The sequence below is a fragment of the Arthrobacter rhamnosi genome (assembly GCF_054510855.1).
In genome coordinates this window covers 25751-52335 of record NZ_JBTNDT010000007.1, presented here as the reverse complement: position 1 = coordinate 52335, position 26585 = coordinate 25751, and the positions used below count along the sequence as shown (strand labels likewise).

Here is a 26585-nt window from a genome sequence, read left to right as displayed (position 1 = left end):
GTATTGACTCTTTCCCCTTCGCCCCCATTTCACAACAGAAGTCCCATGCGTAACACTGGGGGCGTCTCAAACACTTCGTTCCGCAATCCCGGGGCAGCGGTCTCATCCATTCGTGGAACAACGCTCCGGGGCCCTTCATGGTGCTGTGTCGTCTGGGGAGGCGTCAGCTAGTTCGCATGGCCGGTCTCAGTCATGCCCATTAGAGAGTCATCATCATCAAAAAATTCACCAGCGCTCTACTTGCCGTGTCCGTACTCGGATCGGCACTCGCCGCGGCCACTCCTGCTCAGGCTGCAGTCACCCGTATCGAAGCCGAGAGCATGCGCAACGGCGGCGGCGGCTATGTCGTCTGGACCAGCCCGGACGGCGCGAAGGTCCGGTCCCTGCTAAACAACGGGTCGGCCCTCGGCTCAATGACCGCGTCGACCGGGTTCACGAAACTGGAAGTTCGTGCAGCCGGCTCCTACAGCGGGACGACGGTTCCCCAGATCAGGGTGAGCGTCGACAACGTCGTCACAGGGACGCTGACCCTCGCCGATCGGGCCCAGAAGGTATACGCACTGCCGGGCTCCTGGAAAGCAGGCGCCCACTCCGTCAAGGTCGAGTACATCAACGATGCCGGCAACAACAGCGCGGTGCTGGATTATGTAGCCACTGCTTCGACGACCACGGCGGCCGTGCCTGTGGCGCCGGCCCCGGTCCCGACGACGGCTCCAGCCCCGACACCTGCGCCGACCCCGACGGTCGCCCCGGCCCCCCTCGCCCCAGCCCCCCTCGCCTCGGCGACGCGCGTCACCTCCCTGCACCCGTTCAGCTCGGCCTCATTCTCGAACACCTCGGTGGGTAGCGGCATCCAGTTCGCTCCCGCGAACGATCAACGGAACCTCGACCTGCAGAAGGAGACGACGGGCCTGGCTTCGGCACGGTGGTCCGTGCGCGTGGTCAAGGCGACACTGAACGACCCCATCGTCGAGGTGAAGGTCGTCAGCGGCAGCACCTGGTTGGTCAAGCACCCCCTGGGGACTCCCATCCGGATTCCCCGCGACGCCATGCCGGGTGCCGGCACGGACCAGCACCTCTCGGTGATCCAGCCCGACGGCCGCTACATGGTGGAGGGGTGGGTCATGAAGAAAGTGGATGACACCCACTGGACGGCCGGCTTCGCGGGCATGACGGACCTGACCACCGACGGGAGGGCCTTCGGCGCCCGTGCGTCAGGCATCAGCCAGATCCACGGGCAGATCCGCGCGGAGGAGGTTCGCGACGGCAGGATCAACCACGCCCTGAGCATCGGCATCGACAATGACCAGCTGAAGCACGCTACGCACGTCGAGAACGGACAGACCCGCAACGGCGTCTGGCCGGCGAGGAGTGAGGACGGCGACGGCACGACGTCGTACACCGGCAGCATTCCCATGGGCTCCATGTTCGCGATCCCGGCATCGGTCGACATCAGAAAGCTGGGCCTCACGCCCGATGGTCTCGTGGTTGCGCGCGCACTGCAGGACTACGGCTCCTACGTCCTGATCCGCTCGGGCACGACCAACCTCACGGCTGAACCGACAGCAGAGGCACTCTATCCGGCGAAGGTCCAGAACATTAGGTCCGACTGGGCGAAGATCCGCCCGCACCTGCGGTACGTGACCAACAGCAACGCAGATACCGTCGCCGGTGGCGGCGTGCGGCGGGTCGCCCCGCTGCCCGATGTCAAGGCGGGCTGAGGCGCACCACCAAAAAGCCCCGCTTCCCGTACCCGGGAAGCGGGGCTTCTTCGCGCCGGACCTATGCCGGGGCGTGGAACTTCTGCTGGGCTGCCAGAAGCCCGTCACGGATGAGGAGTTCGACGGCGTCGGCGGCGTCGTCGAGCAGGAACGGAAGTTCCTTCTTCTCGACCGTGCCGAAATCCTTCAGCACGAAGTCGGCGGGGTCCTGGCGGCCGGGAGGACGTCCGACACCCACCCGCACGCGGTAGTAGTCCTTGGTGCCGAGGGCCTTGCTGATGTCCCGCAGCCCATTATGGCCGCCTTCTCCCCCGCCGAGCTTGAGCTTGAGGGTGTTGAAGGGGATGTCGATCTCGTCGTGGACGGCGATGACGTGGTCGGGCACCACGTCGTGAAAACGGGCGAGCGTCGAGACGGGGCCACCCGTCGTGTTCATGTAGGTGAGCGGCTTGGCCAGGACCACCCGGGGTCCTCCGATGCCGAGCCGTCCCTCGAGCGTCAAGGCCTGGGCCTTTGACGACGTGAACCGGCCGCGGAGGCGGTCGGCGAGAAGGTCCAGCACCATCTGGCCCACGTTGTGGCGGTTGCCGCTGTAGCCGGGCCCGGGATTCCCGAGCCCGGCTACAAGCCAGGTGTCAGACACCGTGCGGAGCCTGCTTACTGCTCGTCGGCGTCGGTGATGACGGCGTCGGCGTCAGCGTCGACTGCCGTCGCGCCTTCGGAGGTGCCTTCGGTGTCGGCGTCGGACTCGGGAGTCTCGCCGAGGTCCTGCTCGGTCTCGCCGGCAAGGTTGACGATCAGGGTGTCCGCATCCACGAGGAGGAGGACGCCCGCGGGAAGCACGATGTCGGCGGCGTGGACGTGCTGTCCGACCTGGCGGCCTTCGATGCTGACCGTGAGGGTCTCGGGAAGAGCGGTGGCGTCGGCCTCGACGAGGACCGTGTTGGCCTCGAGGTTGGCGACGACGTCCGCGGCAGGCTCGCCCTCGACGTGGATAGCGACGTCGACCTGGACCTTCTCGCCGCGGCGGACGGTCAGGAGGTCGAGGTGCTCGACGATCTGCTTGAGGGGGTTGCGCTGGATGTCCTTGACGAGGGCAAGGTGGTTCTCGCCCTCGATGTCCAGCGTGAGCAGGGCGTTGGGGGTGCGGACTGCCAGCGTGGTGGCCTTGGCGGGCAGCAGGACGTGGATGGGGTCTGCACCGTGGCCGTAGACGACGGCGGGGATCATGTTGGCGCGGCGGGCCTGGCGGGCCGAGCCCTTGCCGAACTCGGTGCGGACGTGTGCTGCGAGCTTCTGCTCGGACATGGTTTCTCCTGGACGTTGCGGCTCGGCGCTGTCTGCGTGAGCACTGGGACGTTGCCGGGGCGGAAGGAACACGCACGTGGGAGCAGTCGTCTAGAAACCAGTTGAGTCGCTAGCCACCGTCGATCACGGAGTACGGCCGGAATTCCTGCAATCCGGCCCGCTCCCTCGCCTAGGCATCGCGTTCAATGGTACAGGATCCCGCGTCACCGGCTGTCCCCCGGCGGGATCGGCGATAATGGGGACAACCCGCCAACCGTCCGGCCCGTTCCTCGAAGGACTTTCCCTGACCACTGCGCCGCTACCCTCCCGCCGCTACAAGACCGTGACTGCGAGCCTGTGTGCCGTCTGGCTGATTGCCGTCGTGTTGATCGTGCTGTGGCCCACTCCGGTGGACCGGGCTGGCGGGGAATGGTTGCGGGGCGCCCTGCGCTACTTCTACGCCCGCGGTTTGCCGACGACCGTGACCTATAGCACCGTTGAATTCGCGTCGAACGTCCTGATGTTCGTTCCCTTCGGGCTCTTCTGGTTCATCCTCGCCCCGCGGGTCTGGCGCTGGGCTGCTGCCGTCGCGGGAATGGGACTGTCCATCGTGATCGAACTGACCCAATTGTTCCTACTCCCCCAGCGGGTAGCGACCCCGTACGACGTGCTTGCGAACACGACCGGCGCGCTAGTTGGCGCAGTAGTCGGATGGGCCCTTGTATGGGCCCGGGGACGACGCCGCTTCCGGTAATTCACAACCTGTTTACACCGCACTGGTCCTGGCTGAGCATCTAGCCCGCACTGCGCGATTAGAATCGGTTGAACTGGGGAACTTTCAAGGGGGACAAACAAACATGCGTATTTCCGTGATCGGCTGCGGCTACCTGGGTGCAGTACACGCAGCATGCATGGCGAAACTCGGCCATGACGTGGTGGGTATAGATGTGGATCCGCGGAAGATCGGCGAACTGCAGGCCGGCCGCGCACCGTTTTTCGAACCGGGCCTGCCCGAACTCCTCGACGAAGTGCTGGCCACCGGCCGGCTGAAGTTCAGCTCGAGCATGGCCGATGCCAAGGGGGCAGAAATCCACTTCCTCTGCGTCGGCACGCCCCAGCGCAAGGGCGAGTACGCGGCGGACATGCGCTACGTCGATGCCGCCTTCAGGTCACTGCTGGATTCACTCGAGCCTGGCAATGTCGTGGTCGGAAAGTCGACGGTACCCGTGGGCACCGCCGCCCGTCTGGCCGATGAGCTCGCCGAGCAGCACTCCGACGCAGTCCTGGCCTGGAATCCTGAATTCCTCCGCGAAGGCTTCGCGGTGAAAGACACCCTGTCGCCAGACCGGTTCGTCTACGGAGTGCCGGACGGGGAAGCCGGCGCTCGCGCAACCGCAACACTCGATGAGGTGTACAGCACGCCCCTCTCCATGGGCACCCGCCGGTTGGTGGCCGACTACGCCACCGCCGAGCTCGTCAAGGCCGCGGCGAACTCCTTCCTAGCCACAAAAATCTCCTTCATCAACGCGATGGCAGAGGTCTGCGAGGTGACCGGCGCAGACGTGACGGTACTCGCCGATGCCATTGGCCTAGATGAGCGCATCGGGCGCAAATTCCTCAATGCAGGCATCGGCTTCGGCGGCGGCTGCCTGCCGAAGGACATCCGCGCCTTCATGGCCCGCGCCGGCGAGCTCGGTGCGGACCAGGCGCTGACCTTCCTGCGCGAGGTGGACGACATCAACGTCCGGCGCCGCATCCGCGTCGTCGAGCTGACCCGGCTCCTCGTGGGGGGTTCCCTCCTCGGCAAGCGCATCACGGTCCTCGGGGCGGCGTTCAAGCCCAACAGCGACGACGTCCGCGACTCGCCCGCACTCAGCATTGCGGCTCAACTGCAGCTACACGGCGCCGACGTCACGGTCACCGACCCGGAAGCCATCGAGGGCGCCCGCAACCGCTTCCCGGAGCTCACCTATGAAGCAGATATGCACCGCGCCATGGAAAGGGCCGACGCGCTCCTCCTGCTGACCGAATGGCAGGAATACCGGAACCTCCTGCCCGAGCGAGCAGGTGCACTCGTCCACACAAAGAACGTCCTCGACGGACGCAACGTTCTAGACCCGTCGATCTGGCGAGCTGCGGGCTGGAACTACAAGGGAATCGGCAGGCCCTAGCCAATGAGTGAAGCTGGAAAACAGCCTTTCCGCATCCTCACTGTTTGCACCGGCAACATTTGTAGGTCCCCGATGGCTGAGCGACTTCTGCAGGCAGGGTTGGACGCGTGCTTCCCAGGCGAGTTTGAAGTGCAGAGCGCTGGAACCAGCGCCCTTGTGGATCAGTCAATAGACCCGAAAGTGGCTAGCCACATCCGTGAAAAAGGCGGCCGAGCTGATGACTTCAAGGCCCGACAGCTGACGGCTGAAATATTGGCTGGGCAAGATTTAGTGCTCGCTCTGACCCGCGCGCACAGAAGCAGCGTCGTTCAGATTGCGCCGTCGATGTTGCGACGGACCTTCACTCTGCGCGAATTCGCCCGACTGATCAAAGAAATTCATTTAGACGAAAGCCTGGTCGGAAGCAGCAGGTGGCAAGTTGCTGTACCCAGTGCCGTTCGGGCACGGCGACCACACTCAGTAAACGCTACGGACGACGATATCGTCGACCCATATCGACAGCCAGCCGACATATACAATCGAATGTTTGAACAGTGTGGACCTACTATCGACGAAGTCCTGCATGTCATGGCAAAGAAGTAGCCCGAAGAAATTTTTGACCTTGCATTACAGGTCGCCACCTACTCGATTCAGCCAGGAGACCACGATGAGCGCGACACTCAGCAGAACAAGAGGATTTGCGGGGTTCAGAAAAATTGAACGGCTAGCCCGGGGGGCTCTCATTACGACACTCATCAGGGCGGGAGGAGGATCAGTAGGCTCACGGCTTGAAGCCGAAAAGGGCACCACGGTCCGCTGGGGCGGCCACCGGGGAATAAGAATTGGCGACGGCGTTCGGTTCGGACGAGGCGTAGTCCTAGACGTGCCCGATGGAGGGCGTCTGGTGATTGGAAACCGAGTGAAGATTATGCACTACACCATCATTGCTGCCTCCCAACTACTAAGTATCGGAGATGACACTTGGGTAGCCGAGCACTGCTCTCTCAGAGACTCTGACCACGGTACTGCCAGCAGCAGGCTCATTCGTGAGCAGAATGTGTCCTCAAATACATCAGTCGGAAGTGACGTGTGGATTGGTCGTGGCTCGGCCGTCCTACGGGGATCTATAGTATCGGACGGAGCCGTCATAGGCGCAAACAGTCTAGTCCGAGGGCTGATAGAGCAAAATTCGATCAGCGTCGGCAGTCCGGCTAAGCACATCAGATACAGATCGTGACTAAAGCCCGAAGTAGCAAGCAATGACGAAGGTAATCATCTCTGCCGACCCCATGTATGGGTAACCCTCTGCGGGCTTCCTTGTACATTGCGGGGATGGTCGTCCACGCCCTTCTTCAGTACGAGGAATATGAGTGGAAGCACGAGGAAAGTGTGGCCGTCAAAACTCGCCGGATTCCAGTACGCTTCGGTGATGCCCATAATGCTCAGATATAAAACGTACGAGTGAGAAAAAGGCCGTTCTCGGACGAGCGTAGGCACAAGCGCAGATTGCATAAGAGCATACGTCAGTAAAACGGCGACTATTCCCCCACCGAATAGCAAGATCAGGTACTGGCTGTGCGGAAAAAGAGGCGGCAGCAGACCCACCGTTTGCAGGTACAGCCATCGGTCCATGCCGAGCCCCGTGCCCCAATTTCTGCCCAGTGCGTCGACCCCGCGCTCCCAGATTACGCCCCTATTACTGAAGTCGCTGGCATTGGAATTGAACACCAAATAGAAACCAATAAAAAACAGGAAGGTCACCGAAACTCTCGTGAAAAGCGTCACGAAGCCGTGCCTCGCTCGGCTGACGTCGTGAAGCACCTGCCCTTGGGGCCGGGTGCCGCGTGCACCGGATTTAAATGAGCCGGACTGGCTGGCTAGGAAGGCAAGTAGCAGGGAAAGAGCCAAGGAGACCTGCGCTGTTCGCGACTCCGATGCGAATAGGGAGATGGCAAGCGGCAGCAAGATCAACCAGCGGCGATTACGTACTTCAAGAAGCATCAGCGAAAGTATCGCAATGGATACGAACATCGCTAGCGCGTTCTCCGACTCGAAAATACCAGTAAAAATTGCCCCAAACGGTCCACACTTGAAACGATCACACGGTCTCCAACTGGCTGCCGCGACGGGTGTGAGGGCCAGGCACACCAGTACTGAGCTGATGATGACCGTGGCCAGATTTTGAAGACGTAGCCGCACGAAGGCACCCAAAAAGACAATGCTTGCCAGCGCGATGAATGACGCAGCGCGTCCGAACAATTGAACATTTCCGAAAGACGGATTTGCTAGGCCGTTCACCACGAAGAAGACGAATCCGACCATGGCTGGAGTGAAGGCAAGCAGAACAAGTTTTGACGACTGTTCTGCCATTGCTGCTGATTCACGTACCACGATGAAGCTGGCGATTGCGGCGATCAATAGAACGAGGACTAGCTGGAGGGCGTTGCCGGACTTGAAAAAGACGGTCTCGAGTAGCAAGCCGCCGAGAACTACGGCATACAGCCCGATAAAGCCCAGCACGTCCCGGTTGGCATCGGATCTCCCCCGCATGCTCGGAATAAGGGCCAGTAGGGCGACGACGGCAAACGCTGAGACCGATAGATCGATAATTGTCTGCATGTTCGGCTACTCGCCAGCTGACAGAGAACGTGAATTAAGAATCGAGTGGAACACTTTCATCCACTGCTTTACGACTGTAGCTCGACCAAAACGGATCTCACGCTCTTGTCGAGATCGTTCCCACACTGAGTCTTCGAATTTGCTAGAGCAAGTCTGCACGATGCCGTCTCTTAGGGCACTAGGATTCGCCGCAACAGTTCTGCCCGGAACTGCGATGGGTATAAGCGCATCCGCAACCCGATTAGATGTCGAGAGTACGGGCAGCTTCGCTCGCGCAGCTTCTACGTACACCAGACCGAAGGTTTCTGATATAGAGGTATGAACCAACAGATCTGCCTCCTCCATTAGATTTCGGACGTCGGCCGGTTGGCGATACCCTAGAAAATGTACGCGGTGCTCGACGCCTAACTGCTCTGCGAGCCCCTGAAGTTGTGGCGCCAGTTCTCCACCTCCCACTACATGAAGTATGAAGCGGTCGTCTAAGAGTGCGAGAGCCTCGATTGCGAGATGTGGGCGCTTCATAGGGCTAAGTGACCCGACCACTAACAGTCGAATTTGGGAATCCAAATCGGGAGCAATCGAAGCAGCGTGGTCCTGTAATCGCCCCGACTCCTCTAGCGGGTTCGGGATGACATGCACTTCCTTCACTCCTGGGTATGACATCAAATCATCTGCAAGCGCGTCAGAAACCGCCACAACTGTATCGGCCCGCCAGTAAAGCGTCCTCGCTAGCCGGCGCAGAACCCGATAATTCCGGGAATATGGCATCCGCTCCTCTATAAGCGAGTGCTCCCAGATCAGCACCCGCACACCCGCGCGTCTGCCGATTAATAGCCAAGGAAGGGCTACCCAGGTGCCAGCAAGAATCAGAACGTCGTGCTCGCGCCATGGGCTCCTCAAAAGGGTAGCCAATGCTCGCGGGCTCAGGAGGCTCCGCTTCTGCGGCCCAAGCAATCGCAGGCCGCCGATCAGCTCGTCGTCGTCCGGACCCCCTCGCATCACTGCGACAGATATCTCGACCTGCTCCTCGAGCATGTGTGCAACCTGGACAATTGTTCGCTCTAGGCCATAGGTCGGAGCTAGGTGGGACGCAAGCACATAGACCTTCAAATCACACCACTTTCAGGCAGGAGAGAGTTGCGGATTAATGCTGTTGATCTCAGATTCACCTGACCACCGACATCAATTTCTGAAGCACCGTTCGAGGAAGTAAACCGCCGGCAGCGATTGCGAGCGGACCGACGCCTGGTAATCTCCTTGAGGAGAACAAAGCACGACAGGTCGCTATGATCCCCTGGGCACTCCTGGCTTGGATTGCGTACCGTAGAGTTTGCGATGCGAGGAAGTCCGAATATGTGGACCCACCCGCGGCTTTCAGTTGGTTCTGCGCCCACGTCAGCGAGGTTGCCCAATCGTTCGATGCAGAAACCGACCCAGAACTACCGAGACTGTAGAAAACTAAATCATCGCTGACCTGCGCGAAGCTTACGTTCGCACGCCTGCCAACCCTCACCAACCAGTCCCAGTCTTGGTGTCGCCGCAAACTCTCGTCCCAGCGGTTGGCTTGGGCCAAGCGGGTTGATACAAGGACGGTCGAGGTGAAAAACGACGCCCGCCGCGACCCAGGGCGTCGTCTAAGGAAAAGGTAGTCTTCGATCAATTCGTCGTCGCTCACAAGTTTAGCTGGGACACCCGAAATTATCCCAGCTCGTGAGCCACCAGGTACCATTGATACTCGAGAACCGACCACAGGTTCTCGTCCTGAGGACCGCAGCGAATGAGCAAGAGCTAGCTGTTTCTCCAACTTATCGGGGGCCCAGGTATCATCGTCGTCTAGAAAAGCGACCCACTCACCGCTAGCGGCGCTAACTCCTTCGTTCCTAGCGGATCCTCCGCGCTTCCCGCCGCCTGTAAACAGGACCACATCGGCATTGCTAGCAAGCTTGCGTAGGTCACTCTCGCGATCATCTTGGGGAAGGTCGAAAACCACGATCACTTCCGTAACGACATTTCCAGATTGTTGCTTGGATGTCCGAATAGCTTCTTTAAGCGCAACTCGACCAATCGACGGAATAACGACGGAGACCGTCTCATGCGCGCCAGCTTCGAGGGGTTGGCTCGGGATGTTCATATACTCAATCTCTCCTCTGTCTACGCTTGCCTAAGTTTCCGGCCTATAAGCACCCACAACGTAGAGGCGAATAGTATTTCAGAAATTAGCGTCGCGATCGCCGCACCTTGTATGCCCAGAAATGGGATCAGCGCGAGATTCAATAATATGTTTACCGCAATCAGGGCCGCTTGTGCTGCCACTCGCGACCTGTGCATGTCACTTCCACTGAGCAGATCTGCCGCCATGAATGACACGCCGCGAAGAAGTATGAGGGGGGAAAGCAGTTGTATGATGGGGACGGCGTTCGCAAACTCTGTTCCTAGTATCGTCGGCACCAGGGGTGCGAAAGCAAATGCTGCAACTGACCCTAAGGTGCCTAACCCTACAACCAGGGGGCTAATCTTCTTGGTTACAGCGGCACCAGCACGAAGTCCTTTTCCACCAGCCTTGAACATCAGCGGGTAGGCTGCAGCTGCAACGGCTCGGATAGGGGCATACCCCATATCTATGACTCGGTATGCTGAGGAGTAAACACCCGCCGCTAAGGCAGGCTGCATTTTCGCTACTAACACCTTATCGAGATCATTGAATGCCGACTGCGATGAAACAGAAAAGGCGAAGAAAATACCGTCCCGCATCTCCTGGCGGCTTGTCTTACAGCAAGCCTTGGTATAACCGATTTTTCGGGTAGTTCGGACTCCGACAAGGATTCCGAGCGGCAGCGTTGCCGCAAGATAAACTAGCGCCCACTGATCGAGCCCGACATCTCCTACGAGGAAAGCACAGAGAGCGGCAGCGACCAATCGGGCGAGCGCTACCACAGTAGGAGCCACTACCAGTTGCCGGTTACTGCCCAGCGCCTGCTGCACGGAACCTGATAACTCAATTAATTTGAATCCGACAAGTTCCGCAACGCTGAGCAGCAACATTGTCTCAAACGTGATTCCTTCCGGAAAAACGATTACGGCGACAAGCGATATGACTACTGCCAGAAGGGATCCTCCCGCCGCAGTGAAGGTAAGAGCCCGACTCCAGTGCGACTTCGCCGAGTCGGGTGAGCGGGATACCTCCCGAACCATGATGGTGTTCATACCCAGAGCCCCTGCAGGCGCCGCAAGCGTCGCGATAGCTATGAGCGCAGCGAATGACCCGTAATCGCTCGGTCCGAGCATGCGCGCTAGAACCACAAAGTACGCTGCTTGCACAGCGAGTCGGGAGAGTTGCCCTCCTAGGAGGGCCCCGACCTTCCGTTTAAAAAGGCTCATATCCATGTTTGCTGCCACTCCTAGTCCCCGGTCGAGCAGCGTTCGCATCGACTGAATCATCCTAGGACAGCTAGGGATACGTCTTACTCACGCCGCAACGGCTGCAAGATAGCCAGGTCCCTGTGGGACCAGCTGAGGGGGTCCGGACTCTTGTCCCGGTCCGGGTCCGAGTCCGGAAGCGGCACGGGAGGCGCCCTTGTTGTTCTGGCCTCGCCTGCTTCACAGATAGACTCATCGGTGATCGCCCGTTTTCGGGTTCCAGCGCCTCTGGTCTCAAGGTGCGTTCAAGGGTTGAGGAGTGGTCTCATTGGAGCTGGGGGAAGTCGTTAAAACCCTGAGGCGATACTGGTTGCATCTGCTGACTGGCGCGCTGGTTGGGTTGCTCCTTGCAGGCGCAACCACGCTGGTCATAACGCCGACCTATGTTTCCGAGACAAAGCTGTTCGTCGCGATTCAAGGCTCCGGAAGTGTGCAAGAACTGCAGCAGGGCAACACGTTCTCACAGGCCAGAGTGCAGTCCTACGTCGAGACAGTGCGCACGCCTTTGGTTCTGCAACCAGTGATTGAGGCTCTCGGTATTGACGAGTCGCCCCAAGAGTTGTCAGAAAGCATTGTGGCAACCGCAGACTTGAACACTGTGATCATCACAATCGCTGCCGAGGATGCCTCGCCAGTTCAGGCGGCGGCAGTTGCGCAAGCTACGGCAGATAGTCTCGTTCAGTCCGTCGCAACACTGGAGCGAACCACGGACACCGGCGTGTCGCCAGTCCGTCTTTCGGTTCTAATGCCCGCTACCGCGCCGGTTGAGCCGTCCTCGCCAAACCTGGTTCTGAATCTCGCCATTGGTTCTGCTCTTGGATTCTTGGCCGCGCTCGCCTATGGGCTCTTCCGGACCCTCCTGGATACCCGGGTGCGCGGCGAATCCGACCTGCGTCGAGTCAGCGAAGCTCCGCTTCTCGGCGGCATCTCCTTCGATACGGATGCCCAGAAGAAACCACTGCTGACCCAGGCGCCGGCGCAAAGCCCTCGCGCCGAGTCCTTCCGCCAGATCCGCACCAACCTGCAATTTGCTCATGTGAGCCACAAGTCCAAGGCGGTGCTGGTCACGTCCTCGCTGCCCGGGGAGGGCAAGAGCACTACCGCTACCAACCTGGCGATCGCCATGGCACAGGCCGGTCAGTCCGTTGTCCTCGTTGATGCTGATCTTCGCCGGCCGCGAGTCGACGAATACCTAGGGCTCGAGCGGAACGCCGGACTGACCACGGCGTTGATCGGCCGCGCCGACGTGGAGGACCTCCTGCAGCCCTGGGGAACGGATGAGCTCTACATCCTCACAGCCGGTCAGATCCCGCCGAACCCCAGTGAGCTCCTCGGGTCGGACGCCATGAAGCAGTTGATCACCCGGCTGGAGCAGAAGTTCGACGCAGTCATCATCGACGCCCCTCCCCTGCTGCCGGTCACGGACGCCGCTGTCCTCGCGCAGCAGGTGGGCGGCGTGGTGCTGGTCATCGGCTCCTCGAAGGTCAAGCTCCCGGATCTGCAGAAGTCGCTCGGGAACCTCGAGATGGTGAATGCAGACCTGCTCGGCGTTGTCATGAACTTCCTGCCGACGAAGGGTCCGGACGCCTACTCCTACAGCTACTACTCGTATAATTCCCACCCCGACTCGCACCTTGAGGCTGAGGATCAGCCGACGGCTCCTGTGCCTCCGCGCTCGGGACCCAGGGAATCCTTTGAGGAAGTGCTGGGCCTGCAGCCACAATCAGTCCGCCGAGCGGCTCACGACTGATGCTGCGCAACGCTCCCGCTATGGGGAAGGAGCACAGCGTGGGACAGCCTCTCACCTGGATGAGGCGCTACCCGCGGCGCCTCGCGATCGTCGACGCCCTGGTGGTGCTCTGGGCGGTGGCCGGAGCATTCCTGATCCGATTCAGGCTGGTCGATGACGCCGGTGTGGAGTCGCTCCAAACCTATGCTGCCTTCAGCGTGGTGCTCAGCCTGGTCTGGTGGATCATGCTGGGAGCCTGGGATTCACGCAGCCCCCGTGTCCTCGGGTCAGGAGCCGAGGAATACAAGCGGGTCCTCGGCGCCTCCCTCTGGCTGTTCGGGCTGATCGCGATCCTCTCCTACGCATTCCGCTACGACACCGCACGCGGCTTCGTTGGACTGGCCCTCCCCGCCGGCGTGGCCGGGCTCCTCGTCGCACGCTGGATGGTTCGGCAGATCCTCAGTGGGGAACGCCGCCATGGAAAAAGCTCCTCCCAGATCCTCATCGTGGGCGGGGCCAGCGCCGTCGATCACCTGGTCACTTCCCTAAGAAGGAACCCGCTCGCCGGCTACAGTCCGGTGGCGGCGTACGTCACGAGCGGTAGCAGCGGTCCCCTGCCCATCAACCGGGATGTTCCGGTGGTCGGTTTCGGTTCCGATGTCGGCTCCATCATCGAAGGGATCGACGCCAGCAAGGCGGATTCCGTCGCGGTGTCCGCCGGCTCGAACCTCCACCCGGAAGTGCTGCGCCGACTCGGCTGGGCCCTCGCGGCGCGCGAGACACGCCTCATCCTGGCACCTGCCCTGACAGACATCGCGGGCCCGCGTATTCATACGCAGCCGGTGGCCGGCCTGCCGCTGGTTCATGTCTCCACGCCGAAGCTCACCGGGGGTTCGAGGGTGGCAAAGCGCTTGTTCGACATCGCCGGGAGTGCCACCCTGCTGCTGCTCCTCTCGCCCGTGCTCCTCGTCCTCGCCATCCTGGTGAAGCTCAGCAGTCCGGGGCCCGTCTTCTACACACAGGAGCGGATCGGCGTCGGTGGCTCGACCTTCCAGATGGTCAAGTTCCGCTCGATGAAGCAGGATGCCGACGCACAGCTCGCGACGCTCCTGGCGTCCCAGGGAAGTTCCGACAAGCCCCTGTTCAAGGTGAAAGACGATCCCCGCATCACGCCGGTGGGCCGGGTTCTCCGGAAGTACTCCCTCGACGAACTCCCCCAGCTGATCAATGTCCTGCGCGGCAGCATGAGCCTGGTGGGCCCACGTCCGCAGCGCGCGGGCGAGGTGGCGCTGTACGATGACGCCGCCCATCGCCGCCTCTATGTCAGCCCCGGCATGAGCGGCCTCTGGCAGGTCAGCGGCCGCTCGAACCTGACCTGGGAGGAATCCATCAAGCTGGATCTCTACTACGTGGAGAACTGGTCGCTGATGCAGGACATCGTCATCCTTCTCAAGACCTTCAGGGCCGTCTTCGCCAGCCACGGCGCCGTCTAGACCCCTCTTTCACCCGTACGCCCGAACGGCGCGCCGCATGATAGGACCGTGAGTGACACCGAGTAGCGAGCTTCCTACAGGACCAGCAGCGGAGGGCCGGTCCAGCCGTACCCGCCGAACGCCGAAGCCCCGCCGCCGGATCCTGCGGAGGGTGCTGCTCGCCGCCGGCATCGCCGTTTTCCTCCTGGCGCTGTGCGGTGGTTGGCTCGCGTTCCGCGCGGTGCAGGTCAGGCAGAACCTCGAATCCGCCATGGCACTTCTTCCCACGCTGCAGGAGCAGGTGACGGCCCGGGACCTGCCTGCGGCGAGCGACACCCTCGACGACGTCCAGCGCCACACCACCGACGCCCGTTCCGCCGGGACGGACCCGCTCTGGAAGGCCGCCACCATCCTCCCGGTGGTCGGGGTGAATTTCTCTGCCATCAGCGAGGTCACTGTCTCGGCGGACGACGTCGTCACCCGCGCCGTTGCTCCCATGCTCGACAAGGTGGAAACCCTCGACTGGGACGCCCTCACTCCCACCGACGGACGGGTAGATGTCGGACCGCTGGCCGAGATCGCGCCGGCCCTTGCCTCGGCGGCAAACACGGTGCAGCTGTCCTACGACCGGCTGGAGGGCGTCGACCGCACGCGGCTTCTGCCACAGGTGGCCGGTCCCCTCGAGCAGGCTGTCGGCCAGCTCGACGACGTCCGAGCACCCCTGAACAGCGCGTCGCGTGCCGCGCAGCTCCTGCCCTCCATGATGGGAGCCGACGGGCCGCGGAACTATCTGGTGCTGATCCAGAACAGCGCTGAGATCCGTGCCACCGGTGGCATCTCCGGCGCCCTTGCCGTCATGACCGCGGACGACGGCCGCATCGCCCTCACTGATCAGGGCAGTGCGACCGAGATGGGGAAGTTCGAGCCGCCGATCGCGGTGGACGCGGAACAGGAGCAGATCTATTCGTTCCGCATGGGGACATACATGCAGAGCGTCAACCTGACGCCCGACTTCCCCACTGCGGCGCAGACGGCGAAAACGATGTGGGAACAGCGGCACGACGGCTCCCGCATCGACGGCGTGGTCGCGCTGGACCCGGTGGTGCTCGCCAACATTCTCCGGGCTACAGGCCCAGTGGAACTGGGGACGTTCGACGACCCGGGCGTGAACGCTCTGCTCTCCAAAACCGAATTGCCCACGGCACTCGACTCCCGCAACGTGGTTCCCACGCTCCTGTCGGACGTGTATGCCCAGATCGAGGAACCCGCCCTGCAGGATGAGTACTTCGCAGCGGTGGCCGGCAAGGTCTTCGGTGCCCTTTCCGGCGGCCAGGGCGACAGCGAGCAGCTGGTGGATGCCCTCGTCACGAGTTCGGACCAGGGCCGGCTCTACCTCTGGTCCGCCGCTCCTGCCGAGCAAGAGCTCATTGCGCAAACCGGAGTAGCCGGCGCAGCAACGGGCCCTATGGCGGGCGGCGCCTCCTTCGGCGCCTACTTCAACGACGGCACGGGCGCCAAGATGGACTACTACGTGCGCAGGACGGTGCAGCTGCTGCGGGAGTGCTCGGATGACGGGTACTCCCAGTACACGGTCCGGGTGACGCTGACGAACACGGCGCCTCCTGATGCTGCCACGTCGCTGCCGGCCTACGTGACCGGGGCCGGCGCCTTCGGCGTATCTCCTGGTCGCGTACAGACCAATACCATCACCTACGGTCCCGCACAGTCACTCCTGCAGACCGCCCGCCTCGATGGCAAGGATGTGCCGCTCGGCTCTTTCGGTCATGGCAACCGGCCGGTAGGCGTCCTGACCACCGAACTGGGCCCCGGTGAGACAGCGACGATCGAGATGGACTTCACGAAGGTGGTCCAGGACAACGAGCCTGTCCTGGACGTCACCCCTACCGTGCAGGATCCCGCCGACGTCGTCCTCTCCGTCGAGTCCTCAGGACTCTGCGGCAACTAGGGCTGACGAGACCTCAGGTTAACAGTGGGTTACATCTTGCCGAGGCCCTGGATCAGCCTTCTCATACTTGGGTCTCGCTGCTACTTTGTGAGTGGAGATACTTACCGACCACGTAGTCCCGTCCTGCGATTAGAGTAATCGTGGACCCTGCTATAGGGTACGGGGAGTAGATTCAGGGCGTTTGGGGAACGAAGGCCCGGTCACTTCACCTGTTTTTCTCTCGTCTCAAAACTTTCTGGGGAGCCATCATGAACAAAACCGCCTCCGTCCTGGCCATTGCCGGGGCCCTTACTTTCCTTGGAGCAGGCGCCGCTCAGGCAGCGCCCGTGACCACTCCCGCGTACGTACCCGGACAGGGCGGGGCTGTCAGCGACGGCACCGTTACTCCAGGCGCAACCGTCACCTTCACCGGCGTCGATGGCTTCTACGGTCCGTTCGAAACAATCACCATCAGCGTCGATCGCTCCAACGGCAGGCCGGGTGGCCCCGGGTTCAGTCCCCGTGGCGCTGGTACAGCCCGCAGCGGCCTCATCGTCCTCAACGCTGTCGTCCTGACCGAGTCCGTCAAGGCGGACGCAAAGGGGAACTTCGCTTACAGCGTCAAGCTTCAGGATGAGGGCGTCTACACACTGACCGCTTCCAACGCCGCAGGCAAGTCGCTGACCCAGACCGTCGTCGTCGAATCGGCCAACACGGCAGGCGGAACCACCACCGGCACGACCGGCGGAACCACGGGTGGCACGACCGGCGGAACCTCCACGGCCACGAGCGGCCTGGCCAACACCGGTATCGACTCCGCAATGGTCCTCTGGGGCGCAGCGGGCATCGGCGCACTCGGCCTGGGTGCCGGCAGCATCGTCGTCTCACGTCGCCGCGCGGGCGCTGAAGCGTAACGAGTACTTCTCGGTAGGGCCTGGAATTCTTCTGAATTCCGGGCCCTACTTTCATTAAGCGGTTGGTGACCGAAGCAACCGCAAGTACCCTTACTCGTCTTTGTTCTTGCCGTACGCGTCTTCCGCAAAACGCCTGTGCGCCCGGTCGGACGCCGGACAAACTCATAGTGTCAGCAATAGCTGTACATACTTTGACCCGCCCCTGGGAGAGACTATGAGAAGAAAATTGTCCGCCGTCGCCCTAGCCGGCGCATTCGTTTTCGCCGGATCCAGTGCCGCATTCGCCGCCGAGACGACCGGCTACCCGTCCGTCGGTCCGGGCTGTGAAGTGGGATCAGGAACAGTGAAGCCCGGTGAGGAAATCGATGTCGATTGTTCCGGTTTTGAACCGATCGTCACAGTCAACGTCACTGTGAGCTGCGTTGCCGAGGGAGCTGCTGCTGCGTCCGCGCGCGTCGTGGTGACCACGACCACCACCACCACCTCGAAGGGCACCATGACCTGGACGGGCTCCGTCACCGAGGAAGGAACCTGCACCATCAACGCCTCCACCGGCGGTGGCTCGGGATCGGCGCGGGTGGCAGTCAAGGCTCCGCGCACGGTCACAACTGCCAGTATGAACAACCTTGCACGGACCGGCACAGACTCCTCAACCCTCCTCTGGGGTGCCGGCGGACTCGGAGCCATCGCGCTCGGAACCGCTGGCATGGTGGTATCCAGGAAGCGCACCAACGACGCGCGATAAGCTTCCCTCAGGAAGACAGAAGCCCCGGTTCCTTCCCTCGACGGGAAGGAACCGGGGCTTCTTTGTGTGTCCGGTGCGTGGAGCTGGAATGCGTTTCGTTCTGGTGGATTACTACCGGTGTATCCCTGCCGGCGGCGGATGGCTTCGAGGAGGGGTCGGCGGCGGCTGGGGACGAGTCTTGGTCTCAGGAAGACTCACGCCGCCGACCCCGGTCAAGGGCCCTGGCGGGCCGGAGCGTCTCACCAAGCACACCGTTGTGCTGTGGAGTTACGCTCCGTTCAGGCTCCGCACTCTCGGGCGGCGCCTTCCTCATCAGGATATTTGCCGCGACATGACCCAGCACGAGTAGTGGGAACCCCACTCCTGCCCCGCACTACTTATCGGCTCTCGAGCACACTACCCGCCCCGGACGAGCGAGCTACGCGGATTGGTGCGGGACTCCACCACGCTTGCCAATTCATCCCGTTTCGTGATGCCCAATTTCACGTAGATGCGGTATAGATGCCCCTCCACGGTGCGCGGCGAGACGGTCAACTGCTTCGCGATGTCACGGTTCGAAGCGCCAGATGCTGCGAGGGAAGCAATCTTCAATTCCCTGGCGGTGAGGTCCTTCAATTCATGGGCTGTGCCCGCACCAGGTGCAACAAGATACTCGAGCATTCCACGCCGGTGCCGGAGAATTCGCAGGACATTGCGCTGGGACTTCTGGTCACCCCGAGCGGTGAAGAGCCGCAGTGCCCTCGCAACCGCGTCCACCGCGATGAAGTGCTTGCCTCGCTCCTCGGCAAGATCTCCTGCCTCTATGAACAGCTGCGGATCCTCAGTCACCAGGGCGGTGGCGTAATCATGAAGGATTTTCGCCTCCGGGCCCTCGAAATCGGCCGTGACTTCCGCAAGCCGGGTGGCGTGCTGGTCTTCCCCGAGCAGGACGAGCAGTTCAAGGACGTCCTTCTCGCAGACGCTGAATTCGTGGGCCCGGGCTTCCTCGGCAAGCTGCGACAGCTCTGCCGTGTGATGTCCCGCGGGGTCCAGCCGGTCCCTCGCTGCGGCCGCATAGGCCCTGGCCGACAGATAGAAGACAACGGAACCGCGAGGCGCCAGAAGCTCGAACTCCTTCAGGAGTCGTTCATTGAGCTCGCTCAGGTCCAGTACGGCCGCAGTCCATGCGAAAAGTCCGAGTGCGTAAGGGAAGATGGCATCCTGGTCGGAAAGCCGCAGCGCCGCGATAGCGTGGCGCAGGTCGTCGTGGGCTTCCCGGAACTTTCCCAGGCGCAGGTTGAGCAGTCCCTGCAGTACTCCAAGGGTTCCGCCGCTGAAGAAATAATCCTTCCGCAACTCGTCGCTGTACGCGTCGATGGCGCGCTGCGCCCCGTCGAACTCTCCGTTGTGGATCAGCAGCGAGATGTGCCGTGATACGACAGCGTCGCGGATCTCGCCCAGGCTGAAGCGATCGTTTCGCACCAGGTCCAGAGCAGTCTCCAGATGGCCCAGCCCCTCGACACACCGGCCGGTAGCACCGAGCACCTCTCCCAGGAAGGCTTCGGCCAGGGCTGTCTCCTTCAACGGCAGCGACGCAGCGAGCACACCCCGCAGAAGATGCTCGGACTCGCTGAATCCTCCCGACAGGTTCAGGGCGAACGCCCGCAGCACTCCAACCGCCAAGGCCTGCTGCTGCGTCTGCTCAGCCTCCTCGTCCGGGTCGAGTTGGCGAAGACGCTGTTCCCAGCTCTCCGCGACATCGGCCACCGATTCCGCCCGCCCCGTCACCGCGAAATCGAGCTTCGCCGTGAGGACTGCGGCCGCCGCGAGGGAATCGGCGTCGGGAGCGAGGTCCACCAGCGCCCGTGCCGACGATGCCTCGGGGAGGGTCCTCCGCATAATGAATTGGGCACGAGCCGCTTCCACTGCTGCGGCTACAGCATTGTCCTCCGACCGGACAGCGCCGGCAAGACGCAGGGCCGCCAGTGGATCGAAGACAGCGCACGCGACCTGCGCAGCTTCCAGCAGGACGTCGTCGTCCACGTGCTCGTCGCAGTCCAGTGCCCAGTTCAGATGCCGGATCCTCGCCCGTCCAAAGGGAGGCAGCGGCGTACCCGGCGGAAGGAGCCGGGCATGCAGCTCAGCACTCCGACCGGATGGAACCAGGGAACGGAGGATCTTGGCGTAGAGCGGCGGGTTGCAGACCGCGATCGCCTGGTCCTTGGCTGAGGCACGGATGAAACCACTGCTGAGGAGGCTCCGTACGGCTAGATCCCCGGCCGTCGCGGACAGCATGACGAATGGCACCTCGCCGCCTAGTGCCACGCTGTCGAGGACGTCACGCTGCGGCCCGGGCAGGTGACGGACGCTGCTCGAGACGAGGTCGCGCAGGGATGGATCGACTTCCTCCGGTTCGTAGAGGAGGACATAGATGTCATCGCTCTTGACGAGACATTGGCTCCGCAGGGCATGCAGCACGATCGACCGCAGGAACAGCGGGTTACCGCCGGACTCCTCTGCGAAGTAATCGCTCGCTCCGCGGACGATTCCTGCCTCGAGCACGTGCCGGCAGTTCTCGGCAACGTCATCTGGAGTAAGCGGTGCAAGGTCGAAGCGTGCCAGGACGCCGTCGTCGATGAGGGACGCAAGTTCTTCCGAGTAGCCTGCGTCAGCCCGTGCGAAACCGAGGAAATGAATAGTGCCGGAGATGACGAGCTGGGCCAGCAGGTGGCTCGTCTCCCGGTCCAGCAGGTGAGCGTCATCGACGATGACCAGAGACTGAAGCCCATCCGACTTCCGCCGGAAATGCGTCATGACGGAGCGCAGCACCGCCAACGGGCTGCCGAGTCCGCCGGCTCCAACATCGTCCAGGAACGGCGCCAGTGCGCCGTACGGCACATCGGACAACCCCTCCGCCCCCTGCACGAGGAAGGACCGCGCGGTGCTGCTCCCTCGGTTCAGCAGATGAGTGGCAAGGGCGCTCTTACCCATGCCCATCTCACCGAAGACGACGGCACCATTGAGGTCCGGCCGCTCCATGATGAGGCCCAGGGCAGTGACCAGCGCGTCGCGTCCCACGAGACGCGGCTCCAGCAGATTGATCATGGCTGGGCCTGCGCTGCCGGGATAAGATCGATGAGCTCTGCGCGGCTGCAGACATTGAGCTTTGAGTAAACCTGGTACAGGTGCCCCTCCACCGTGCGTACGGACACGCAGAGGTCGTTGGCGATGTCCCGGTTACTCGCTCCGGACACCGCAGCCAAGGCGATCTCCCGTTCACGACGGGTCAGGCCCGCGAGGCGCGCCCCCGCCGTCCCCCAGTTCTCGGATTCCGGCATCACTTCCCGCACCTGCCGCTGGACGTGCCGCAGGGCGCGCTTGTCGTCGGTTTTAAGGGCGACCTGCAGCGCGTGCTGGGCGGCCTCGCGCGCGAGCTTGAGGTCGCCCATAGCGCTGGCCATCTCCATGCTGCGAATCAGGAACTCGTAGTCCTGGCTCCCAATACCTTTGGCGTAGAGCTCGCCGAGCCGAGCGAACGGGCCCTGGATCTGTGCCGCGATCGAGCTCAGCGGCTCGAGGGCGGCCTGGTTGCCGAGGCGTGCTGCCCTGAACAGGGCGAGCATCCTCATCGAATGCGTACCCTGACGCTCCGAGTCGAGCAGGGCGAGCCGCTGGAAGTCCTGGCCCGCTGCGACACGGTTCTCGGTGTGGGACGACGCTAGGAGCTGAAAGTAGCGGGCCGTCTGACGGATCTTCCAGGGAGTACTCGCCGTGGGCTCGCTGAACTGGACGTACTCGATCATGGGCCGGATGTCATGCTGCTTCGCATAGCAGTAGGAGATTCCTGCGGCCGCTGCCGGTAGGGCCCCCCAGGGGTCGCTGAGTCGGAGCTGGTCGAAAGTGGGCAGCAGGATTTCCAGTGCCTCGGCATCGCGACCCTGGTAGGCGTGGGCCAGGGCCCGGGCCACCTGCTCATAGGACCTGGGAGCAAAGCACATCTCATCGGACCGCAGCAGCGTGAGCTCACGGATGTGCCGTGCTCCGTCCACGTCCCCCGCGGTACGGTGGACTTCCCAGACCTGCGCGTAGGCAAGTTCCCTGGTGCGGGCCGAAACCCGGTTTTCCAAAATGAAGCCCGCGATGGTACGGGCCAGTTCCAGGGCATCCAGCTGCTGGACGCCCATGGACCATGCCTCGCACAGGAGTGTGTCGATCCGGACCAGCGTGTCATTGGTCATCGGCGCGGGGGACTGCCTGCGGGGCGTGAGCAGTTCTGCCGTCTGCCGGTAGCACCCCTCGAAGGACAGCATTTCTGCGCGGGCGACGAGGACCTCGTCACGCAGTGCAACTCCGGCGTGCGTGTCGGAGTTCGAGAGGACCAGCGCCACCGCTTCCGCTTTGTCCAGGATATCGGGCCTCGACCCGGTTCCTGAGCGCTGACTGAGCTCAGCCTGCATCAGCAGCAAGCGGACCGCGGCTTCGGGGCTCCTCATGACGTCGTCACCGATCAGAGATACCACCCTGGCAGCGCCGGCGTAGTCCCCTTGCGCCAGCCTGGCCCTCAGCATCTCCACCTCAACATCGGCATCGGCCCGCACCGTGCCGTCGGCCCCATCGCAGAGCTCGATCGCTTCGGAGTGCATCCCGTTGTCGTTGAGCCGGCGGGCTGCGCGTGCCACGATGCCGGCGTCCAGCGTAAGACCCGCCTTCTGTCGCCAAGCGGCGTGGTGGTGCGGGGGCAAGGCGGAGATGTCCCAGTCCGTGGCCGTCGACGCCGCTAGCTCATAGGCAGCCTGCGCCTCGACCATGCCGACCTGCATCCGCACTCCGTCCGCTACCAGCACCGAGGCCGACCGGACGGTGGTTTTCTGGTCCCTGCCGACCGTGAGCAGGCCTGCGGCCTGCAACGAGTCCACAGCTGTTCCGTCCGTCAGGCGGAGGAGGACCGACAAGGGAAGCCCGCCCGAGAGTGCTACGAGAACCGATACGGTCCTGCACGCCCCGCCGAGAGAGTCGATGTGTGCCATCGTTGCCGCGGCAGCTTCCCGGCATGGCCGGGCAATGCCCTCCTTCATCACCCAGGAGGTGGAGCCCTGGACGAGCAGCCCTTGCCGCTGGACCTCGCGCAGGCAACCTCGGAGCAGCTTGGGGTAGCCGCAGCTCAATCGGTGCGCGGTGCGGACGACCTCACCGGAAACGGGGGCTCCAAGCTCACGCTCGGTAAAAAGAGAGGACTCTTTGAGCGAGAACGGTTCCACATCCAGGCGCAGGAGGCTTCCCTTGCGCCACAGAGCCATGAAGGCTGAGTCCGCGAGATTGAAATGCCGCGTGGTGAGCAGTGCCTTGGCTACCCCGCCGGCGACCAGCTGGGCCACGATCATTGCGGAGTGCAGGTCGAGCAGTTCAACGTTGTCCACGGCCAGGATGACCAACCGGCCTTCTGCACGGATTCCCAGCAGGTCCGACAATGCCCGGAGGATCGTGACGGGGTGCGAGACCTGCTCGTCATCGAGTTCGGACAGCAGGCCGTTGAGGGCGCTGTAGGGACTGTCCACCATTGCGGCCGAACCGCGGAGCCGTACGATGAGGGCCTCGGGCTGCGCCTCGGTCAGCGCTTTCTGGAGCAGGGCAGTCTTCCCGATCCCGCTCGGACCGACGAGGACCACACCGGCCGACACCGGGGTCATAAGCGTGTCGGCAATCTGCTGCAGCTCCGTCGACCGTCCCACGAAGAAGGAGCTCGGGGGGGCGCTCATGCGAAGACCGCCGAACGGTTGGTGGAACAACTTGCTAGCAGACACGGGCGAACCAATTCGAGAGACCTCATGAAACCCTTACCTCTTCCCCACCTGATGAGATGTTCCTCAAAGACTAGGAAGGGGCTGCGTGGATAACACGAGTGTTTACTACTGATTGATCCGTAAGCTTACTCAGTTGCGAGGGCATCACCCCGCGAGACACTACTCTAAGTAAAGTAAATGACTACCTGATTAAGGCCGCCCTACCCACTCAGTACCTACTGGGCCGGGGTAGCACGTCAGCGCCCTACGCGTTCCCGTCGAAGAGGCTCGTCACCGATCCGTCGTCGAATACTTCGCGGATTGCACGCGCAATGAGAGGAGCGATAGACAGAACTGTCAGTTGCGGGAAGCGCTTTTCCGATGGTATCGGCAGGGTATTCGTCACCACAACCTCACGGGCACCCGATTCCGCGAGCCGGCGGGGCGCAGGCTCCGAGAACACGGCGTGAGTCGCCGCGATGATGACGTCCTTCGCCCCGGCGTTCTTGAGCACCTGGACAGCACCGGAGATGGTTCCACCGGTGTCGATCATGTCGTCGATTAGGACGCACGTCCGGCCCTCGATCTGGCCGACCACCTGCTTCGACACGGCCTGATTGGGCACCGTGAGGTCCCGGCTCTTGTGCACGAAGGCGAGGGGTGCACCACCGAGGCGCTCTGCCCACTGCTCGGCAACGCGCACGCGGCCCGTATCGGGCGACACCACGGTGACGTTGTCTGCATCCACTCGGGTCCGGATGTAGTCCGCCAGCAGCGGGATGGCCATGAGGTGGTCTACCGGACCGTCGAAGAATCCCTGGATCTGCGACGTGTGGAGGTCGACCGACATGAGGCGGTTGGCCCCTGCGGTCTTGTAGAGGTCCGCGACCAGGCGCGCCGAGATGGGTTCGCGGCCGCGACCCTTCTTGTCCTGACGAGCATAGGGGTAGAACGGGGAGACGACGGTGATGCGCTTGGCTGAGGCCCGTTTCAGCGAATCAACCATGATCAGCTGCTCCATGAGCCAGTTGTTCAAGGGCGCGGGGTGCGCCTGGATCACGAAGACGTCGGTCCCGCGCACACTCTCACCGGAGCGGACGTAGATTTCGCCGTTGGCGAAGTCGTAGGCAGAGACGGGCAGGAGCTCGGTCCCGAGCCAGGACGCGATCTCCTCGGCCAGTTCCGGATGGGCGCGGCCAGACGCGAGGACGAGCTTCTTTTCGCCGTGTGCCGTGATCTCGCTCATGCGTGGTCGCTCTCTTTCGTGGGGGTCGAATCTGTGTCTGCTACCTGGGAGGGTCCAGAGGCGCCGGCGGAACGAGCGGCCTCAGCCGAGGGGGAGCCGGGCCGGCGGTCAGCGGTCCAGCCCTCGATGTTGCGCTGTGGAGCGACGCTGAGTCCTAGCGCCCCGGCGGGCACGTCTTTGCGGATAACTGCTCCAGCGCCCGTGTACGCGCCGTCGCCAACGGCTACGGGCGCGACGAAGACAGTATTCGAGCTGGTGCGAACATGCGACCCGATCACGGTGCGGTGCTTGTTCTCGCCGTCGTAGTTGGCCGTGATGTTGCCGCAGCCGATGTTGGTGTAATCGCCGATCTCGGCATCACCGGCATAGCCCAGGTGCGAGAGCTTCGTGCCGCGACCGATGATCACGTTCTTCGTCTCGTAGAAAGCGCCGATCTTGCCCTCATCGCCGAGGACCGTACCGGGACGTAGGAAAGTGAAGGGGCCCACGGTCGCGCCAGCGCCGATGCGTGCCCCTGAGCCGTGCGTCCTGACCACTGAGGCGCCCTCCCCGACGACGACGTCGGTGAGGGTCGTGTCCGGTCCGACGACGGCATCGCGGTGCACCATGGTTCCCCCATGCAGCTGCGTCCCGGGGTGCAGTGTCACGTCCTCGGCGAGGGTCACCGTGCCGTCTATCCAGGTGCTCGCCGGGTCGACGACGGTGACCCCCGCCCGCATCCACCTCTCCACCGTCCGGCGGTTCAGCTCGGCCCCGAGCTGGGCGAGCTGTACGCGGTCATTCGCTCCTTCGACCTGCCACCGGTCTTCGGTGGTCATTGCCGCGACGCGTCCACCGGCCCGGCGGGCAAGGGAAAGGACATCCGTCAGGTACATCTCTCCCTGGGCGTTGTCGGTCGTCACGGCGTCGAGGCCGGCGCGGAGGTAGCCGGCGTCGAAGGCGTAGATGCCGGAGTTGATCTCGCGGATCTCCCGCTGGGCGTCGTCGGCGTCACGGTGCTCCACGATCCCGACGACGGTCCCGTCCTGGGCGCGGATGATCCGGCCGTAACCGGTGGCGTCATCGAGGAGGGCGGTCAGGACCGTGACGGCATTCGCGTCGCGCTCATGGACCCGCACCAGGTCCTGAAGCGTCACTGCCTCGAGGAGCGGGACATCACCGTAGGTGACGACGACGGTTCCATGCAGCGCGCCCTCCGCATCGAGCGCTGCGAGCGCGGCCTGGACGGCGCGCCCCGTTCCGGGAACGTCGTCCTGGTCGACGAGGAGGGCCGTCGGGTCGGCCGCCGAGACGTGGGGTGCCACGACATCGCGTTCGTGGCGGACGACGACCGCGAGCAGCTCGGGCTCCAGGCCGCGCGCGGCCCGCAGAGCATGCTCGACGAGGGACAGCCCGCCGATACGGTGCAGAATCTTCGGTGTACGTGACCTCATGCGGGTGCCCGCACCGGCAGCAAGCACGATCACTGCGGGTAGGGCTGGGGAGCCTTTGCTGGACGAGACGTTCGAATCTACGTTCTGCGGATTCACTAAGTGGCGCTCCTACCCTGTTGCATTCGGCCGCTCGGGCGACCCACCGTGC

The 26585-nt window shown here is 62.9% G+C and carries 19 protein-coding genes; 9 read left to right on the top strand and 10 right to left on the bottom strand.

Translation table 11 applies throughout. The annotated features are described in order from the left end of the window. The first annotated feature begins 245 nt into the window (after positions 1 to 245). Complete coding sequence (locus ACX80I_RS13830; protein WP_459345697.1) at positions 246 to 1721, top strand: hypothetical protein; 1476 nt, start codon at positions 246 to 248, stop codon at positions 1719 to 1721. Between the two features lie 61 nt (positions 1722 to 1782). Here the strand turns inward: ACX80I_RS13830 and pth are convergent, their stop codons facing one another. Continuing rightward, positions 1783 to 2364 carry an aminoacyl-tRNA hydrolase gene (gene pth, locus ACX80I_RS13825; RefSeq protein ID WP_459345696.1) on the bottom strand — a complete coding sequence of 194 codons (582 nt, stop codon included), beginning with the start codon at positions 2362 to 2364 and terminating at the stop codon, positions 1783 to 1785. Between the two features lie 14 nt (positions 2365 to 2378). Continuing rightward, positions 2379 to 3029 carry a 50S ribosomal protein L25/general stress protein Ctc gene (locus tag ACX80I_RS13820; RefSeq protein ID WP_459345695.1) on the bottom strand — a complete coding sequence of 217 codons (651 nt, stop codon included), beginning with the start codon at positions 3027 to 3029 and terminating at the stop codon, positions 2379 to 2381. Positions 3030 to 3351: 322 nt separating this feature from the next. On the opposite strand from ACX80I_RS13820, the gene ACX80I_RS13815 reads away from it, so the two are divergent. From ACX80I_RS13815 to ACX80I_RS13805, 3 genes are all read left to right on the top strand, one after another. Further along, positions 3352 to 3762: a VanZ family protein gene (locus ACX80I_RS13815; RefSeq protein WP_459345694.1), complete on the top strand. Its 411-nt coding sequence runs from the start codon at positions 3352 to 3354 to the stop codon at positions 3760 to 3762. Between the two features lie 103 nt (positions 3763 to 3865). Then, entirely contained in the window at positions 3866 to 5179 is a 1314-nt protein-coding gene (locus ACX80I_RS13810; RefSeq protein WP_459345693.1) for a UDP-glucose dehydrogenase family protein, read from the top strand. 3 nt (positions 5180 to 5182) lie between these two features. Further along, positions 5183 to 5761, top strand: a complete 579-nt coding sequence (locus ACX80I_RS13805) for an arsenate reductase/protein-tyrosine-phosphatase family protein (protein WP_459345692.1) — start codon at positions 5183 to 5185, stop codon at positions 5759 to 5761. A gap of 669 nt (positions 5762 to 6430) precedes the next feature. Here ACX80I_RS13805 and ACX80I_RS13800 read toward each other — a convergent pair. The 4 genes from ACX80I_RS13800 to ACX80I_RS13785 all read right to left on the bottom strand — a co-directional run bounded on the left by ACX80I_RS13800 (position 6431) and on the right by ACX80I_RS13785 (position 11203). Further along, positions 6431 to 7777 carry an O-antigen ligase family protein gene (locus ACX80I_RS13800; protein ID WP_459345691.1) on the bottom strand — a complete coding sequence of 449 codons (1347 nt, stop codon included), beginning with the start codon at positions 7775 to 7777 and terminating at the stop codon, positions 6431 to 6433. Between the two features lie 6 nt (positions 7778 to 7783). Beyond that, positions 7784 to 8875 (bottom strand): glycosyltransferase, encoded by a 1092-nt coding sequence (locus ACX80I_RS13795; RefSeq protein WP_459345825.1) that lies wholly within the window; start codon positions 8873 to 8875, stop codon positions 7784 to 7786. A 67-nt stretch (positions 8876 to 8942) separates the two neighbouring features. Then, entirely contained in the window at positions 8943 to 9908 is a 966-nt protein-coding gene (locus ACX80I_RS13790; RefSeq protein ID WP_459345690.1) for a glycosyltransferase family 2 protein, read from the bottom strand. 20 nt (positions 9909 to 9928) lie between these two features. After that, a complete protein-coding gene (locus tag ACX80I_RS13785; RefSeq protein ID WP_459345689.1) occupies positions 9929 to 11203 on the bottom strand; it encodes an oligosaccharide flippase family protein in 1275 nt (424 codons plus the stop codon). Positions 11204 to 11453: 250 nt separating this feature from the next. On the opposite strand from ACX80I_RS13785, the gene ACX80I_RS13780 reads away from it, so the two are divergent. From ACX80I_RS13780 to ACX80I_RS13760, 5 genes are all read left to right on the top strand, one after another. Then, entirely contained in the window at positions 11454 to 12944 is a 1491-nt protein-coding gene (locus ACX80I_RS13780) for a tyrosine-protein kinase domain-containing protein (RefSeq protein WP_459345688.1), read from the top strand. Between the two features lie 59 nt (positions 12945 to 13003). After that, positions 13004 to 14416 (top strand): sugar transferase, encoded by a 1413-nt coding sequence (locus ACX80I_RS13775; RefSeq protein ID WP_459345824.1) that lies wholly within the window; start codon positions 13004 to 13006, stop codon positions 14414 to 14416. Between the two features lie 52 nt (positions 14417 to 14468). After that, positions 14469 to 16361, top strand: a complete 1893-nt coding sequence (locus ACX80I_RS13770) for a DUF4012 domain-containing protein (RefSeq protein WP_459345687.1) — start codon at positions 14469 to 14471, stop codon at positions 16359 to 16361. Between the two features lie 248 nt (positions 16362 to 16609). Beyond that, a complete protein-coding gene (locus tag ACX80I_RS13765) occupies positions 16610 to 17254 on the top strand; it encodes an LPXTG cell wall anchor domain-containing protein (protein WP_459345686.1) in 645 nt (214 codons plus the stop codon). Between the two features lie 412 nt (positions 17255 to 17666). After that, the gene (locus ACX80I_RS13760) at positions 17667 to 17999 is read left to right on the top strand and encodes an LPXTG cell wall anchor domain-containing protein (RefSeq protein ID WP_459345685.1); all 333 of its coding nucleotides are present in this window, start codon (positions 17667 to 17669) and stop codon (positions 17997 to 17999) included. 396 nt (positions 18000 to 18395) lie between these two features. On the opposite strand, the gene ACX80I_RS13755 is transcribed toward ACX80I_RS13760, so the two are convergent. From ACX80I_RS13755 to glmU, 4 genes are all read right to left on the bottom strand, one after another. Then, on the bottom strand, positions 18396 to 21083 hold the full coding sequence (locus ACX80I_RS13755; RefSeq protein ID WP_459345684.1) for a helix-turn-helix transcriptional regulator: 2688 nt from the start codon (positions 21081 to 21083) through the stop codon (positions 18396 to 18398). Continuing rightward, positions 21080 to 23734, bottom strand: a complete 2655-nt coding sequence (locus tag ACX80I_RS13750; protein ID WP_459345683.1) for a LuxR C-terminal-related transcriptional regulator — start codon at positions 23732 to 23734, stop codon at positions 21080 to 21082. The genes ACX80I_RS13755 and ACX80I_RS13750 overlap by 4 nt, the downstream gene beginning before the upstream one ends. Before the next feature lie 289 nt (positions 23735 to 24023). Beyond that, positions 24024 to 25004, bottom strand: coding sequence for a ribose-phosphate diphosphokinase (locus ACX80I_RS13745; RefSeq protein ID WP_459345682.1), 981 nt, complete (start codon positions 25002 to 25004; stop codon positions 24024 to 24026). After that, positions 25001 to 26437 carry a bifunctional UDP-N-acetylglucosamine diphosphorylase/glucosamine-1-phosphate N-acetyltransferase GlmU gene (gene glmU, locus ACX80I_RS13740; RefSeq protein WP_459345681.1) on the bottom strand — a complete coding sequence of 479 codons (1437 nt, stop codon included), beginning with the start codon at positions 26435 to 26437 and terminating at the stop codon, positions 25001 to 25003. The genes ACX80I_RS13745 and glmU overlap by 4 nt, the downstream gene beginning before the upstream one ends. Positions 26438 to 26585: the final 148 nt, after the last annotated feature.